This window comes from Micromonospora sp. NPDC006766, from assembly GCF_040636055.1.
Classification (GTDB): Bacteria; Actinomycetota; Actinomycetes; order Mycobacteriales; family Micromonosporaceae; genus Micromonospora.
In genome coordinates, this window is the sequence record NZ_JBEYIX010000005.1 from 89,989 (window position 1) to 104,733 (window position 14,745).

At 72.6% G+C, this 14,745-nt stretch carries 19 protein-coding genes and 1 pseudogene; 14 read left to right on the top strand and 6 right to left on the bottom strand.

Going from position 1 to position 14,745, the window contains the following annotated elements; translation table 11 throughout:
- Positions 1 to 53 precede the first annotated feature (53 nt).
- From ABZ671_RS08740 to ABZ671_RS08775, 8 genes and pseudogenes are all read left to right on the top strand, one after another.
- Entirely contained in the window at positions 54 to 374 is a 321-nt protein-coding gene (locus ABZ671_RS08740) for a multidrug efflux SMR transporter (protein WP_357853510.1), read from the top strand.
- A gap of 640 nt (positions 375 to 1,014) precedes the next feature.
- Positions 1,015 to 1,590 (top strand): hypothetical protein, encoded by a 576-nt coding sequence (locus tag ABZ671_RS08745; protein WP_357853513.1) that lies wholly within the window; start codon positions 1,015 to 1,017, stop codon positions 1,588 to 1,590.
- Complete coding sequence (locus ABZ671_RS08750) at positions 1,587 to 2,108, top strand: hypothetical protein (RefSeq protein ID WP_357853515.1); 522 nt, start codon at positions 1,587 to 1,589, stop codon at positions 2,106 to 2,108. The genes ABZ671_RS08745 and ABZ671_RS08750 overlap by 4 nt, the downstream gene beginning before the upstream one ends.
- 56 nt (positions 2,109 to 2,164) lie before the next feature.
- Entirely contained in the window at positions 2,165 to 2,767 is a 603-nt protein-coding gene (locus ABZ671_RS08755; RefSeq protein ID WP_357853517.1) for an HAD family phosphatase, read from the top strand.
- A gap of 83 nt (positions 2,768 to 2,850) precedes the next feature.
- A complete protein-coding gene (locus tag ABZ671_RS08760) occupies positions 2,851 to 3,267 on the top strand; it encodes a hypothetical protein (RefSeq protein WP_357853520.1) in 417 nt (138 codons plus the stop codon).
- Positions 3,206 to 3,523: pseudogene (locus tag ABZ671_RS08765) on the top strand (serine hydrolase); the annotation flags it as partial. The gene ABZ671_RS08760 and the pseudogene ABZ671_RS08765, both read left to right, overlap by 62 nt.
- A 211-nt stretch (positions 3,524 to 3,734) precedes the next feature.
- Positions 3,735 to 4,241 carry a hypothetical protein gene (locus ABZ671_RS08770; protein WP_357853845.1) on the top strand — a complete coding sequence of 169 codons (507 nt, stop codon included), beginning with the start codon at positions 3,735 to 3,737 and terminating at the stop codon, positions 4,239 to 4,241.
- Between the two features lie 101 nt (positions 4,242 to 4,342).
- Positions 4,343 to 4,870 (top strand): GNAT family N-acetyltransferase, encoded by a 528-nt coding sequence (locus tag ABZ671_RS08775; protein ID WP_357853523.1) that lies wholly within the window; start codon positions 4,343 to 4,345, stop codon positions 4,868 to 4,870.
- Between the two features lie 57 nt (positions 4,871 to 4,927).
- Here ABZ671_RS08775 and ABZ671_RS08780 read toward each other — a convergent pair whose 3' ends face one another.
- Positions 4,928 to 6,340, bottom strand: coding sequence for an NADP-dependent succinic semialdehyde dehydrogenase (locus ABZ671_RS08780; protein ID WP_357853526.1), 1,413 nt, complete (start codon positions 6,338 to 6,340; stop codon positions 4,928 to 4,930).
- Positions 6,341 to 6,355: 15 nt separating this feature from the next.
- On the bottom strand, positions 6,356 to 6,619 hold the full coding sequence (locus ABZ671_RS08785) for a DUF6343 family protein (RefSeq protein ID WP_357853529.1): 264 nt from the start codon (positions 6,617 to 6,619) through the stop codon (positions 6,356 to 6,358).
- Between the two features lie 196 nt (positions 6,620 to 6,815).
- Between ABZ671_RS08785 and ABZ671_RS08790 the strand changes: the two genes are divergently transcribed.
- Complete coding sequence (locus ABZ671_RS08790) at positions 6,816 to 7,409, top strand: antibiotic biosynthesis monooxygenase (protein ID WP_357853532.1); 594 nt, start codon at positions 6,816 to 6,818, stop codon at positions 7,407 to 7,409.
- Positions 7,410 to 7,516: 107 nt separating this feature from the next.
- Positions 7,517 to 8,386, top strand: a complete 870-nt coding sequence (locus tag ABZ671_RS08795) for a GDSL-type esterase/lipase family protein (protein WP_357853535.1) — start codon at positions 7,517 to 7,519, stop codon at positions 8,384 to 8,386.
- A 129-nt stretch (positions 8,387 to 8,515) separates the two neighbouring features.
- On the opposite strand, the gene ABZ671_RS08800 is transcribed toward ABZ671_RS08795, so the two are convergent.
- Positions 8,516 to 9,457, bottom strand: a complete 942-nt coding sequence (locus tag ABZ671_RS08800; protein ID WP_357853538.1) for a peptidase M23 — start codon at positions 9,455 to 9,457, stop codon at positions 8,516 to 8,518.
- A 404-nt stretch (positions 9,458 to 9,861) separates the two neighbouring features.
- Between ABZ671_RS08800 and ABZ671_RS08805 the strand changes: the two genes are divergently transcribed.
- The gene (locus ABZ671_RS08805; RefSeq protein WP_357853541.1) at positions 9,862 to 10,782 is read left to right on the top strand and encodes a PAC2 family protein; all 921 of its coding nucleotides are present in this window, start codon (positions 9,862 to 9,864) and stop codon (positions 10,780 to 10,782) included.
- A gap of 92 nt (positions 10,783 to 10,874) precedes the next feature.
- Positions 10,875 to 11,672 carry an exodeoxyribonuclease III gene (locus ABZ671_RS08810; protein ID WP_357853544.1) on the top strand — a complete coding sequence of 266 codons (798 nt, stop codon included), beginning with the start codon at positions 10,875 to 10,877 and terminating at the stop codon, positions 11,670 to 11,672.
- Between the two features lie 153 nt (positions 11,673 to 11,825).
- Here the strand turns inward: ABZ671_RS08810 and ABZ671_RS08815 are convergent, their stop codons facing one another.
- On the bottom strand, positions 11,826 to 12,692 hold the full coding sequence (locus tag ABZ671_RS08815) for an ABC transporter permease (RefSeq protein WP_357853547.1): 867 nt from the start codon (positions 12,690 to 12,692) through the stop codon (positions 11,826 to 11,828).
- Positions 12,693 to 12,702: 10 nt separating this feature from the next.
- On the opposite strand from ABZ671_RS08815, the gene ABZ671_RS08820 reads away from it, so the two are divergent.
- The gene (locus ABZ671_RS08820; protein WP_357853550.1) at positions 12,703 to 12,939 is read left to right on the top strand and encodes a hypothetical protein; all 237 of its coding nucleotides are present in this window, start codon (positions 12,703 to 12,705) and stop codon (positions 12,937 to 12,939) included.
- A 74-nt stretch (positions 12,940 to 13,013) separates the two neighbouring features.
- Positions 13,014 to 13,334 carry an antibiotic biosynthesis monooxygenase gene (locus ABZ671_RS08825; protein ID WP_357853553.1) on the top strand — a complete coding sequence of 107 codons (321 nt, stop codon included), beginning with the start codon at positions 13,014 to 13,016 and terminating at the stop codon, positions 13,332 to 13,334.
- Between the two features lie 84 nt (positions 13,335 to 13,418).
- On the opposite strand, the gene ABZ671_RS08830 is transcribed toward ABZ671_RS08825, so the two are convergent.
- Positions 13,419 to 14,132: a class F sortase gene (locus ABZ671_RS08830; protein ID WP_357853556.1), complete on the bottom strand. Its 714-nt coding sequence runs from the start codon at positions 14,130 to 14,132 to the stop codon at positions 13,419 to 13,421.
- A gap of 8 nt (positions 14,133 to 14,140) precedes the next feature.
- Positions 14,141 to 14,734, bottom strand: a complete 594-nt coding sequence (locus tag ABZ671_RS08835; RefSeq protein WP_357853559.1) for a hypothetical protein — start codon at positions 14,732 to 14,734, stop codon at positions 14,141 to 14,143.
- Between the last annotated feature and the right edge of the window lie 11 nt (positions 14,735 to 14,745).

Sequence of the window (14,745 nt, forward strand, 5' to 3'; positions counted from 1 at the left end):
TGGTCGAGATCGCCGGCCAGACCGGGTGCTGCGTCCCGTCGCGAAGGAGAGCCGTGGCGTACCTGTTTCTGCTGGGCGCGATCACCGCGGAGGTGATCGGCACCAGCCTGCTCAAGTCGACCGACGGTTTCACCCGGCTCTGGCCGACGCTCGGGCTGGCAGTCGCGTACGTGTCGTCGTTCGGGCTGCTCGCCCTGGCGGTGAAGGAGATCCCGGTCGGCGTCGCGTACGCGATCTGGTCCGGGCTCGGCACCGCCGCGATCATGGCGATCGGCGCCGCCTTCCTGGGTGAACCGCTCAGCGTCGCCAAGGTGATGGGCGCCGCCCTGGTCATCGCCGGCGTGGTCGTCCTCAACCTCGACGGCGCCCACTGACCCGCCGCCGAGCGGCTCGGGCACGCGGCGGCGACCGCAGCCCACCGATGACACTCACTTTGCGTGACAGCAAGCCCGCCCCGCCCCCCTCGCCCCGCGCCCTTTGCTTTGCAGCCACCCACGCAACAGCCACGCACGGTTGCTGCTGCTTATATGGCCGCAAAGCAAAGGGCGGGCGATGGAGGGTCCACGCGACACCCACTGCACGACTTTCCCCTGGTCAGCCGACTGGGGCGGCAGCAGTCCGGCGCAGCGGCAGCCGCACCGCCATCACGAAGAGTAACCACAGGCATCCGAGCACGACTATCACCCACGGTAACCCTTTCTGTGCCGTACCGAATCCGGTGGACGCCGCGTGGCGCTTACGCGATGGTGGCGGGCATGGAATCCGGCGAGCTGTCCGGCGCGGAGCGTCGGGTGTGGGCGGCGCTGCCGGCGGGGACAAGGACCGCACTGGCCGGGCTGCCCGCCGCCGACCTGCGGACGCTGCTGCTGGCGGTGGCCCGCGACCGCGCCGGGGTGGTGCGCCCGACGGACGTGCTGCGGCGCTGGCGGGACGATCGCTTCGTTCGGCCGTCCGAGGTGGACCCGCGACGGCTCAGTCGGCTGGAGGTCGCGCCAGAACCGGATCGTCACCACCATGCGCGGCACCGAGGTGGTGAGCGACCCGACGAACGCCCTCGCCGTCGAGTCGGCGGCGCGCCGGCAACGGCAGGGGCACACCGGCGAGGCGCACCTCGCAGCCGTACACCGGGTACTCCGGGCGCAGGATTTCGGCCCCGGCGCGTCCGCGCACTTCCGGCTCTTCACGCTGGTGTCCAGTGCCCGGGACGCGGGGTCGGGGCGTACCGAGGCGCGGCTGCTGACCCGGCACCTGGCCTGGTGGCGGACGGTCCTCGCCGAGCTGGCTCCGTCGGCCGCGCCCCGGCTGCACGTCACAGTTCTCGACCCGGTGGTCGGCGAGCGGCTGGCCGACACCGTGCGGCCGGCCCTGGCCGTCGACGGGGTACCGCTGCTCGACGAGCCGGAGCGGCAGCGCGGGCGCGGCTACTACGTCGGCTGCGCGCTGCGGCTCACTCTGCACGACGGCGCGCTGGAGGTGGGCGACGGCGGTTTCACCGGCTGGACGGCCCGGCTGATCGGGAACGCGAAGGAGCGCTGCCTCGTCTCCTGCCTGGCCACCGAACGCCTGCTCGCCGGAAGGGTAGACGAATGAGCAGCCTGGTCGTCCAGCGCATTCGCCTCCGCTGGACCAGCCGTGACGCCGCCGCGGCCACCGTCCGCGGCCGGCTCCCCCTGACGTACACACTGCCGCCGCTGCCGACCAACGGCATCGCGGTGCACGAGGTGCTACTCGACGAAGCCACCGGCTACCGACCGGCGGACCAGCTCCGGGAGGACCCGGCGGCGGCCCGCGACGCCGGGCTGTGGGTGGAGTGGCGTGACGACACGACGGTGGTCGACCGGCTGCCGAGCGACGCCTCGTTCCCCGTCCGGCGGATCGGTACCCGGCTGTTCTCGCTCGCCCCGGGCCAGCTGTGCCGCTGGCGGGCGAACTTTCGATTCACCGGCTGCCAGTGCGCCGCCCGCTGGTGGTACGAGCAGTGGACCGTGCACATCGCCCACGCGCCGGCCCGACCCGATCTCTTCCACGACGCCGAATGGGCACGCGACCGGGACGACCGGGTGCACCTGTACGGAGGACCACGCCCCGGCCGCGCGCGTCCCACCTAGGCGAAGCGGGCACCACCCCAGCCGCCGCAGTTCAGCCGGGGCTATAGCCTGCACCGATGAGCCTGCCCCTGCCCTCCGGCGACTTCCGCGCGTACCTGTTCGACTGCGACGGCACCATCGTCGACTCGATGCCGCTGCACTACGCCGCCTGGTGCTCGGCGCTGGACGAGTGGGGCTGCGAGTTCCCCGAGGAGTTGTTCTACGCCTGGGGCGGCCGGCCGATCGCCGACATTGTCGCCGCGCTCAACGAACGGCACGGGCTGTCCATGCCGATCGGCCTCGTCGTGCAGCGGCAGGAGGAGCTTTACCAGCGGTCGCTGCCCGAGGTGACCGCCGTGCCGGAGGTGCTGGCGCACATCGAGAACTTCCACGGCCAGATCCCGTTCGCGGTGGTCTCCGGCGGCACCCGGGAGTCGGTCACCGTCTCGCTCGACACGCTGGGTCTGCTCGACCGGTTCGAGACGCTGGTCTGCGCCGAGGACTACACCCGGCCCAAGCCCGACCCGGAGGCGTTTCTGCTCGCTGCCCGCCGGCTCGGCGTAGCCCCGGCGGACTGCCTGGTCTTCGAGGACACCGACCTGGGGGTCCGGGCCGCGACGGCGGCTGGCATGGCGTCGGTCCGCGTACCGGCACCGTGGGAGCGCGCCGCAGCGGCGTGAAGCGGGGCGCGGACGCTCCGATGTGACCGGCGTCGCGTCGCGCGGGACCACCGTGCTGACCAGCCCTGCCTAGGGTCGGTGGCATGAGCGCCAACGGGACTGTCATCGATCTTGACGCGGTGCGGGCCGCCGTGGCCAGGCAGGCCGAGCGGGTGACCGAGGGCATCCAGGACATCGCCCGGTATTGGGACGCGCAGGTCGCCGACGAGTCACACCGCGAGGTGATCGGCCCACTGCTGACCGGCACCGGGGCGAGCGGCGTGGTCCGTCACCACGGCGAGGTCGTGGCCACCTGGGGTGACCCGGCCGTCCCGGAGATGCTGTTCAGCGGCACCAAGGCGGTGGTCGCCACCCTCGCCGGGGTGGCCTTCGACCGGGAGCTGCTCGACCCGGCCGCGCCGGCGCTCACCCACGGTCGACCACCCGTTCCTCACCGCGTTGCGGGTCGAGGGGATCACCTGGGAGCACCTGTTCCAGCAGACCAGCGGCTGGACCGGTGAGCTGTGGGGCAAGCCGACCGGGGTGGACGCGCAGAGCCGCCGCGAGGGCTTCGAGCGCGAGGGACCGCCCGGCACCGGCTGGGCCTACAACGACGTACGGATCAACCTGCTTTGCCTCGCGCTGACCCTGCTGTTCCGCCGGCCGCTCGGCGAGGTGCTCCGCGAGGCGCTGCTCGACCCGCTCGGCGCCTCGTCGTCCTGGTCCTGGCACGGGTACGCGGACTCGGTAGTCGAGATCGACAGCGTCCCGGTGCCGGTGGTCAGCGGCGGCGCGCACTGGGGCGGCGGGCTGTGGATCTCCGCCACCGACCTGGCCCTGCTCGGCGAGCTGTACCGGGCCGGCGGGAGCTGGCACGGCCGGCACCTGCTCTGGGTCGACCCAGACCGGGAACTCGTCATCGCCTCGCACTGGGGCGGGTCGCCGAGCTGCTCACCGAGGTCTCCACAGCCGTGCCTACCGCGCGCTGATGCGCGGTGCCTGGCTGATCCCGCCTCCCGGGCAGCTGCGCACTCTTTCCCTGGCCACCCTGGCGAACACTGTCGGCTCGGGGCTCTGGCTTGCCGAGGCCGCCCTCTACCTGACCCGCGACGTCGGGCTCTCCCCCGCCTCGGTCGGCGCCGGGCTCACCGTCGCCGGCCTGGTCGGGCTCAGCGCCAGCGTTCCGCTCGGCGGGCTGGCCGATCGTCGGGACCCGCGTACACTCCGCGCGATCCTGCAGGTGTGCCAGGCGGTCGTGGCGGCGGCGTACCTGCTGGTCGGCTCGTTCCGGTGTCCTCGCGGTGGCGGCGCGGAGACGGCCGCCCCGGCGGCCCGCAAGCTGCGGCGGGCCGGCCTGGTGCTGGGGGCGGCCACGCCGCTCTACGCGGCCACCGCCGGCCTGCCCACCGTCCCTGCGGTCCCGCTCCTGCTGTGCTCGGCGGCGGAGTGCCGGGTTGGCTGGCGCTCGGCGCGCTTTCCGTGGGCGTCGGCCTGATCGCCCCGGCGCTGACGAGGTGGGCCCTGGCGAACCGGGCAGCCGAACGACCGGTGACGGCCGATGATCGCCCGGCCGCGGCGGTGTAGCACCATGGCGGCATGACGGACCAGTCGACCCTCATCCGACCGGGCGGGCCGGAGGACGCCGCCACCGTGCTGCGGCTGCTCGACACGGCCACCGCGTGGCTGGCCGAGCGCGGTCGTACCGGCCAGTGGGGCACCGAGCCCGCCTCGGCCGACCCGCGCCGGATCGCGCAGGCCGACGCGTGGGCCACCGGCGGCGGCCTGTACCTGGCAATGCTCGGGGACCTCGCCGTGGGCGCCCTGGTGGTCGGCGCGGCGACCGACTACGTGCCGCCGGCCACGGAGCCGGAGCTGTACGTCAACCTGCTGGTCACCGACCGGGCGTACGCCGGCCACCGGATCGGGGCGCGGCTGCTGGGGTACGCGGAGGAGCTGGCCCGCGACCGCGGCCTGGGCCTGCTGCGGGTGGACTGCTACGGCGGCGACGACCGGGCCCTGGTCCGCTTCTACGAGGGCTGCGGCTTCACGGTGACCGATCCGTTCACCGTGCAGCGCCCCGGCCGCGACCCGTGGCCCGGCCAGGTGCTCGAGCGCCGGCTTTGAAGGAGGGGCCCCCTGTTAACGCCTCAGGTAGAGCAGGGTCCCCCTACTAACAGCTCTCTACTCGGCGTGCGCGCCGGCGCCGGCACCGGCCTCTCCCTCGCCGACCCAGACGGTCTTGGTGTTGCAGAACTCCCGCATGCCCACGGCGGACAGCTCGCGACCGTAGCCAGAATTTTTCACGCCGCCGAACGGCAGCTCCGGGAAGGAGGTGGTCATGCCGTTGATGAAGACGCTGCCGGCGTCCAGGTCGGTGGCGAAGCGCTCCTGCTCGGCCGGGTCGGTGGTCCAGGCGTTCGAGCCGAGGCCGAAGCTGGTGCCGTTGGCGATCTCGATCGCCTCCTCATAGGAGGACGCCCGGTAGAGGCCGGCGACGGGGCCGAAGACCTCCTCGGCCCACATCCGCATCCCGGGTCGCAGGTCGGTGACCACGGTCGGCGGATAGAACCACCCGTCGCCGGTGGGCAGTTCCCCGCCGCAGAGGATCGTCGCGCCGTTGTCCGCCGCGTCCTGGACCTGCGCGTGCACCTCGGCGCGGCCCCGTTCGCTGGCCAGCGGGCCGACGTCGGTGCCGCCGTCCATCGGGTCGCCGACGGTGAGCGCGGACATCCGCGCGGCGAACTTCCCGGCGAACGCGTCGAAGACGTCGGTGTGGATGATGAACCGCTTGGCGGCGATGCAGGACTGGCCGTTGTTCTGGCAGCGGGCGGTGGTGGCCACCTCGGCGGCCCGGTCCAGGTCGGCCGAGGGCATCACCACGAACGGGTCGCTGCCGCCCAGTTCCAGCACGGTCTTCTTGAGTTCCCGGCCGGCGATCTGGGCGATCGAGCGGCCGGCGGGCTCGCTGCCGGTGAGGGTGGCCGCGCGGACCCGCGGATCGCTCAGGATCCGGTCGACGGCCTCCGAGCCGACCAGCAGCGTGGTGAACGCGCCCTCGGGGAAGCCGGCCCGGCGGAACAGGTCTTCCAGGTAGAGGGCGGTCTGCGGCACGTTGGAGGCGTGCTTGAGCAGGCCGGTGTTGCCGGCCATCAGGGCTGGCGCGGCGAACCGCATGACCTGCCAGAGCGGGAAGTTCCACGGCATCACCGCGAGCACCGGCCCGATCGGCTGGTACCGGACGAACGCCTTCTTCGCCTTGACCGCGCCCGCGTCGGCCGGCTCGTCGGCGAGCATCCGTTCCGCCTTGGCGGCGTAGAAGCGGCAGGCCGTCGCGCACTTGGTCACCTCGGCCCTGGCCGCCGCGTACGTCTTGCCCATCTCGAGGGTCATCATCCGCGCGGTCTCGTCCCGCTCGGCCTCCAGCAGGTCGGCCGCCGCGATGAGCCATCGGCCACGCTGCGCCACGGTGGTGCCGCGCAACTGCCGGAAGGCCAGGTCAGCCCCTTCGATGGCGACGTCGATCTGCTCGTCCGACATCGGGTCGTACGTCTTGAGCACCTGTCCGGTGACGGGATTGGTGGTGGCGATGGGCATGTCGTCGTACTCCTGTCACTCGAACAGTGAGTGCCGCACGCCCGGCTCCTCCCGACGGCGGGCGGCGCGGCGGCGCTGGATGATGACCAGGTCGACCACGGCCACCGCGGCGAGGATCGCGCAGACGACGCCCAGCCAGGCCAGGTGCACTGCGAAGGCGACCACCGCGAAGCCGGTCATGGTGACCAACCCGAACAGGGCGAGCGCGAGCCGCAGGTTGAGCGCGCTGTACGCGTGGCCGACCGTGCCACGGGCGCGACGGGGCTGTGATCGCGTCATTCCTTCGGGCTACCCCCGCACGGGCGGGGCTAACCGGCTGCGGTTGCCGAACCATCGACGGCGGGCGCCGACGGGGCAGGGGGCGGGTACGGACGGTGATCCCGGCCACCGGAGCGGCCTCGGGCGAATGCGACGGCCTGGTGGGGTGCGTTACAGGTCGGTGCGCCGCACCGCCGGCGATAGGGAGGATGGTGGCATGACCATGACGCACGCGGCGCCGGTGACCGTCGCCGTCGCCCGACGCGCCGATCCCGCGCGCACCGACGAGATGGTGGCCTGGATGCGGGCTGGCACGGCGCTGGCCGAGACCTTCCCCGGCTTCCTGGGTGCGGGGTTCGTGCGCAGCTCGGCGGGTTCGCCTGAGTGGCACGTGATGTACCGGTTCACCGACGACGACACGTTGCGCCGTTGGGAGGAGTCGCCGCAGCGGCACTGGTGGCTGACCTCGGCGCAGGGCATGGTCGAGCACACCCGGGTCGAGCGTCGTACCGGCATCGAGGGCTGGTTCGACCCGCCGGTGGACCACGTGGTGGAGACTGTGCCGGCCGGTCCGACGCCGCCCCGGTGGAAGCAGGCCGTGACGATCTGGCTGGCGTTCTTTCCGCTGAGCCTCACCGCGACCCTGCTCACCGCGAGGTTCATCGCCGACGTGCCGCTGGCGGTCCGGACGCTGCTGATGACGCTCTGCCTGACCCCGTTGATGACCTATCTGGTGCTGCCCCGGATCACCCGGGCGCTGCACTGGTGGCTGCACGGCCAGCCGGCGCCCTGGCGGCGCGTAGCATCCTGAATGTTAACGACTGTTGTCGATGCCGGATAACCGACAGCAGTCCCTGTCGTCGCGGTCGGCCCGCGTAGGGTCGACGCGCTGCTTCGTGCCGCCGGACGGGGGACGGAATGCCTCGACGTGGAGTCGCCGCGCTGGCCTGCCTGGTGGCGCTGGTCGCGCTGGCCTGTGACGGCGAGGGCTCGGCGACCCCCCGCCCGTCGCGCTCCGCGACTCCCCAGCCCTCGGGCTCCGCGCGCCCCGGCGGCCCGGCCGTGATGACCGCGCTGGGCGACTCGATCACCACCGGCTTCGGCTCCTGCCTGGTGTTGGTGAGCTGCGAGCGCAACTCCTGGTCGACCGGGGACAGCGTCCGCGTCCGCAGCCACTACCGTCGGCTGCGCGAGCAGGCCCCGAAGCTGCGGGCGTACGACCGGGCGACGCCCGGGGCCCGCGCGGCCGGGCTCGCCGAGCAGGCCCGCGCGGCGGTACGCGACAAGGCCGACTACGTCACGGTGCTGATCGGCGCGAACGACGCCTGCCGCGCGGACATCGATGCGATGACCCCGGTGGCCACGTTCCGCGAGCAGGTCGACGCCGGCCTGCGGGTGCTGCGGGAGGGCCGGCCGAAGGCGCGGGTGCTGGTGGTGAGCATCCCCGATCTGTATCGACTGTGGGAACTCGGGCACACCGAGCCCCGGGCGGTACGCGCCTGGTCGCACGGCGTCTGCCCGGCCCTGCTGGCCGACGCGACCTCGACCGCGCCGGCCGCCGTGGCCCGGCGGGGCCGCTTCCGGGAGCGGATCGACGCCTACGACGAGCAGCTTCGCGCCGCCTGCCGGGCGTACGGGTCGCGCTGCCGCTGGGACGGCGGCGCGGCGCACCGGGCCCGGTTCAGCCTGGACGACGTGAACTCGCTCGACTGGTTCCACCCCGCTGTCGCCGGCCAGAACCGGCTCGCCGAGGCGACCTGGGCCGCCGCCGGCTGGCCCACCGACTGACCAACCCCCACCCGGCTCACCCGGCCCACCGGCCCGTTTCGATGATCACGAGGTTGGCCCGGACGAAAGGGATGAATCGCCAGGCCAACCTCATGATCGACCAAGCGGGGCGTCGACCGGGCGGGGCTGTCAGGCGAGGATCGCGTCTACGACCTGGGTGGCCTGCCACTCGTGCTGGGCGTACGCCCAGGGGAACGCGGAAACCTGCACGGCCTGGGCGGCGTCGGTGAGCGCCATGTTCTGCCAGCCGGGGATCTGCACCAGGACGTTGAGGAACTGCCGGGTGGCGTACGCCGGGTTCATCAGGTCGCGCACCGCGCCCCAGCCACTGCTGGGTCGCTGCTGGAACAGCCCGACCGAGTCGTGGTCCCAGCCGATGGCCTGGTGCGGGTAGTTCTGCGACTCGGGCAGCACCCCGCTGGCGTAGTTGTAGAGGTTGCTCTCCTGCATAGCGGTGGCCACCGCGATGATCAGGCCACGACGCGGCACGCCCATGTCCCGGCCGGCCCGCACGATGGCCGTGGCGTTGTCCATCTGGGCCTGGTCCAGCCCGGCCACCGGGGCGATCCGCGTCGGCTTGGGCTTGGGCTTGGGCTTCGGCTTCGGCTTCGGCTTCGGCTTCGGCTTCGGCTTCGCGGTCGGGGTGGGCTCAGCGGTCGGCGACGGGGGGACGTCCGCGCCGGTGGTCGCGGTGTCGGCGGGAGTGGTCGGGGCGGGTGCCTGCCGGTCCAGGCTGCGGGTGGCGGCGTCGGCGGCGGCTCGCTGGGCGATCTCCTGCGCCGTCACCGGGGTCGTCGAGCCGTCGGTCGCGCCGGCGGCGACCTGGCTGACCCCGATCAGGCCGAGGCAGCAGACCGCGCCGGTGGCGACCGCCATCCTGCTGCGACCGGGCCGGGCGGCGAGGGGGTTTGTGAGGCCGCCGAGGCGGGTACGGAGGGATTCGAGGGAGAAGCGTCGGGCGGTGGCCGACTCAGAAGACCCGGCCGACCGAACGGTGGAGCAGGTATCGTCCGAACGGTCAGCCGATCCGCCGAGGCCCTGCTGGTCGTCGAGGGTGCCGTCGTTACGCATTCGACGAGGCTAGGCAGCTCAAACGCCGATTACCGAGGGTGATCACGTGGGCCTGACCACAGTTTTCACCCTTCAGGCCGGACGCCGCGCCACGGCCCGGAAGAGGGCGGGCGAGACCTCGCGAAGCGGTCGAACCTCCGGTTGACGTGGAGCCGCAGCCGTCAAGGCAGGAACATCGCAACCCTCCGGACGCGGACCGCTGATCGACAAGCTCATACTTTCGGTCTAGCGCCAGGGTCGCCCAATTGGTGGACCGAACCGGCCGGCGTGCTCGGCTTGGCCGAATCGTGATCATCCCCTGGCCCGTAACGGAATGGACCACGACGGCCGGTACGTTGGCCCGGACGGGATGGCCGTATCGCACGGCCGATCCCGTACGCGCGCTCCCAGGGAGGTCTCCACCGGTGCTCGACCCACACGAGCTCTACGAACTCACCGACGATCTGCCCGACCTCGGTCAACCGGTGCTGATCCAGGCGCTCACCGGCTTCGTTGACGCCGGCAGCGCCACGCGGCTGGCACGGGAGCAGTTGCTCACCTCCCTCGAGGCGCGGCTGATCGCCCGCTTCGACGTCGACCAGGTCTTCGACTACCGCTCCCGGCGGCCGGTGATGACCTTCGCCGAGGACCACTGGGCCGACTACGAGGCCCCGGCGCTGGAGCTGCACCTGCTGCACGACGACGACGAGACACCGTTTTTGCTGCTCACCGGACCGGAGCCGGACCTGCAGTGGGAGCGCTTCGTGGCCGCCGTCGCAGCCCTGGCCACCCGCCTCGGCGTACGGCTCACCGTCGGCCTCAACTCGATCCCGATGGCGGTGCCGCACACCCGACCCAGCGGCGTCACCGCGCACGCGACCCGACGCGAGCTGATCGCCGGGCACGAGCCGTGGCTCCAGCGGGTCCAGGTGCCCGGCAGCGTCGGCCATCTGCTGGAGTACCGCCTCGGCGAGCAGGGTCGCGACGCCCTCGGCTTCGCCGCGCACGTGCCGCACTACGTCGCCCAGGCCGAGTACCCGGCCGCCGCCGAGGCGCTGCTCGCCGCGGTGTCCCGCAGCACCGGGCTGCTGCTGCCCCGGGACGGCCTGCGCTCCGCCGCCGAGGTGGTCCGGGTCGAGATCGACCGTCAGGTCGCCCAGACCGAGGAGGCGGCCACCCTGGTTCAGGCATTGGAGGAGCAGTACGACGCGTTCGCCCGTGGGCGCGGCGAGAAGAACCTGCTCGCCGGCGAGACGGGCCCGCTACCCACCGCCGACGAACTGGGCGCCGAGCTGGAACGCTTCCTCGCCGAGCAGAGTCATCCGGGCGACACCCCGGAACGCTGACCGTCCCTGCGGCTCGCCGCCCGGGCTCGCCGCCGTGCGACACCCGGGACGGCGGTCCGGCGGGACGGCCGGCGATGGGGCAGGCTAAGGGCATGCGCCTGGCGACCTGGAACGTCAACTCGGTGAAGGCCCGCCTGCCCCGGCTGCTCGACTGGCTGGCCACCACGAAGCCCGACGTCGTGTGCCTGCAGGAGATCAAGTGCCCCGACGGGGCGTTCCCGGTCGCCGAGGTGGGCGCACTGGGCTACGAGGTCGCCAGCCACAGCGACGGCCGGTGGAACGGGGTGGCCGTGCTGTCCCGGGTCGGGCTGGCCGACGTGACGGTCGGGTTCCCCGGTGAGCCGGGCTTCCCCCTGCCCGAGGCACGGGCGATCTCCGCCACCTGCGACGGGCTGCGGGTCTGGTCGGTGTACGTGCCCAACGGCCGCGCCCCCGACGACCCGCACTACACGTACAAGCTCGCCTGGCTGGCGGCGCTGCGGGACGCGCTCGAGCCGGAACTGGCCACCGGGTCGCCGCTGGCGGTCTGCGGGGACTTCAACGTCGCCCCGACCGACGCCGACGTCTGGGACCCGGCGCTCTTCGCCAACTCCACCCACGTCACCCCGGCCGAGCGGACCGCCCTGGCCGCCCTGCGCGACCTGGGGCTCAGCGACGTCGTGCCCACCCCGATGAAGGGCCCACACCCCTACACCTACTGGGACTACCGGGCCGGCATGTTCCACCAGAACAAGGGCATGCGAATCGACCTGGTGTACGCGTCCGCGCCGTTCGCCCGCGCGGTCCGCTCCGCGTACGTGGACCGGGAGGCGCGCAAGGGCAAAGGCCCCTCGGACCACGCCCCGATCGTGGTGGACGCCGACCTGGTACCGGTCGTCGAGGCGTTCTAACCCGGCCCTCCAGCGTGCAAGTCGCTGGCCTCGCCCTCCACTGCGCCGATCATGGAGTTGTGGCGCCCAAGAAGCAGCATTTGCACCTTTTGTTAGGTGCCACACCTCCATGATCGGCCAGGCTGGGCGGGGGCGGGTGATTCGCCACGTCGTTTAGGTGGTGCGTCGGGTGAGGGGCGGGCCGCCGCGGGCGAGGATCCCGGCGATGAGTGTGGCGAGTGCCGGCGGAACGGTGGTGACGAGTAGTAGCGCGGCCCATGGGGTTTGCCAGTGTGTCTCGGTGCTGTGGCCGATGAAGCCGGCCGCGGGCCCGATGCCGGCGAGCAGGCCGAGGAGCGCGCCAGGCCCGACGATGAGCAGGGCTTGAGCTATGGTGATCCGCCGGCGGATCCGGGGGGCGGCGCCGACCGCACTCATGGTGGCGAGATCACCGCTCAGTTCGGTGGCGGCCAGCGCAACCGCGACGGTGCTGGCGACGAGGGCCACCATCGCGCTGACCCCGGCAAGTAGGTAGAACATGGTGGTGGTTCTGCCGGTGTCTGCCCTGGCGGCCGCTACGGCGGCGGTGATCGGCTCAGCCGGCGGGTGAGCGGCGGTCAGTTGGGCGCGGAGCAGTACGTCGTTGGCGACGGCGAGCTCCGTTGGGCTCGGGGTGCGATGGGTGTCGACGACCACCGCCCCGGGCGCGACGGCCAGCCCGAGCCGCTGCGCCGTCGCCGCCGTGACGACCAGTCCGGGCAGGTTGACGAAGTATTCCCCGTGGGCGGCCACCACAGCGGGCAGCGGTGCCGCCGGTTGGGTGTCGGCCGCCAGCGTGACGTGGTCGCCCGTCATCAGGGTGTCGTTGAAGACGACCGCGCCGCCGTTGGCCAGGGTGGCGAGCTCTGCGGTGGTGGCGGCCCGACCGGTGACCAGCCGGATCGTCTCAGCCCCGCCGACGGCAACGCTCCGCTGCTCGAAGCTGGCGAGCGTCGCGGGATCAACCCGGCCGTCGGGCGCGTGTTCGACCGGCACTCCCACGTTCGTAGCGTTGGCCAGCACGACGATGTCGCGGGTCGGGAGCGCCGAGGCCAGGCGGTGGAGGCCGTCCTGGCCGAGCAGGTCCCTCGCCGGGGACATCGACCGGTACGACCTCATCTTCGAGCCGCAGACCTACCAGTTCCTCGGCTGGCAGGTCGTACCGAAGGCCGAGAACGCTGTCCAGCAATTCCGACGCGGGGTGACCTTGCACGTGACCATCGTCGACCATGCCGGCCAGACGCCGTAGCGCCGCAGGCTGATGCCACCCGATCCCTCAGCCAGCTGGCCTGCACAGCGCGGACGGCTGGTTAGGGTGAAGCCATGGCAGTCGTGAAGATCAACGCGATCGACGTCCCGCCGGGCGTCGGCGAGGAGCTGGAGAAGCGGTTCGCCGCCCGGGCCGGGGCGGTGGAGAACTCGCCCGGCTTCCTCGGCTTCGAGTTACTTCGTCCAGTCGGCGGAGAGACCCGCTACTTCGTTTACACGAAGTGGGAGTCGGAGGATGCCTACCAGGCGTGGGCGCAGGGGTCGTCCCGCGCGGCACACGCCGGCGGCGAGGGCGGCCAGCCGCGTAAGCCGGTCGCCACCGGGGCCACGCTGCTGGAGTTCGAGGTGGTCCAGCAGGTGCTCGGCAAGGGCTGACCCGCTCCGGTCACTCCTGGATCTTGGAGAGTTGCTGTTCGTTGCGAACGACAACTCTCCAAGATCGCTGAAAGCGCCGGGGCGTCACGGTGCGGCGGTGGTGGCCAGGGAGGCGAAGGCGATCACGTTGTCCTGGTAGCCGGTTCGGCCGCCGACCCAGTCGCCGCCGCAGGTGATCAGGCGCAGCCCGGGCGGGCCGTCGTCGCCGTACACCCGGTCGGCGGGGAACTTGGCCTTGTCGAAGTACTCGACGGTGTCGACCGTGAAGGCCACGACGGTCCGGTCCGCCCGGGTCACCTCGATCCGGTCCCCCGGCTTCAGTTCCCGCAGCCGGTAGAAGACCGCCGGGCCGCTCTTGGTGTCGACGTGCCCGACGATGATCGCCCGGCCTGGTTCGCCGGGGACGGGGCCGAGGTCGTACCAGCCGGTCTGGCCGTGCTGGCTCAACGGCGGAACATCCACCGAGCCGTCCTTCGCCTGGCCGACCGGGATGATCGGCGCGGACACGTTGATCGCCGGCACGGAGAGGCTCACCGGGCGGCTCGCCGGCTGCCGACCCCCGGCCGGGTCGGCCGTGCCGGACGTCGACCCAGCCATGCCGGACGTTGACCCGGTCGCCTCTGACGTCGACCCGGTCGTGTCCACCCAGTCGAGCGGCCCGGCGGTCCGACCCAGCCCGGCCCCGGTGGCGAAGACCCCGATCAGCACCAGCACCACGGCGAGCGGAATCGACCAGGAGGGGCGACCTCGGGCGCGGGCCGCCCGGGCGGGCACTCGGTAGGCGGGTCGGGCGGCCATGGCGGGGCTCAGCGGCGGGCGACGCCGCGGACGGTACGGGGCCGACGCGCCGCCGCCACGCCGACCACGGCACCGGCCACGGTCAGGGCCAGCCCGAACGGCACCAAAAGTTTGCCGTAGCCGGTGCCGGCGGTCCCGCCGAAGCCGGTCGCCGGCCCGCGGCTGGGCTTCACCACCTTGACTACCTGGAGCATCGTCGAGGCGGTCTGCCCGCTCGGGCACTCCAGCTTGACCCGATAGTTGCCGGGTCGGGTGCGCTCGTTGACCATCGGCGAGGCGGTGAGCAGCCCGTGCTGCGGCTGCACCTGGACCCGACCGAAGGCATCGGAGATCACGATCGCCGGCACCGAGTTGTCCCGGCAGCTGGCCCGGATGCCGACCAGGAAACCGGCTTCCACGGTGCTCGGGGTGACCTCGACGAAGACCAGCTCGACCGGGCGCTGGCCCTGATCCGGCGGGCCATGATCCGCCGGGCCCGCACCCGGCTCGGCGACGTGCGGCGGGGCGGCGGTCGGGCCGGCCAGGGCGGGCGCCGCCGCCAGCAGCGGGACGGCGCAGGTGGCGGCGATCAGCAGCGCCGCGCGTCGCGTGACTGACACCATGCCCCCTCCCG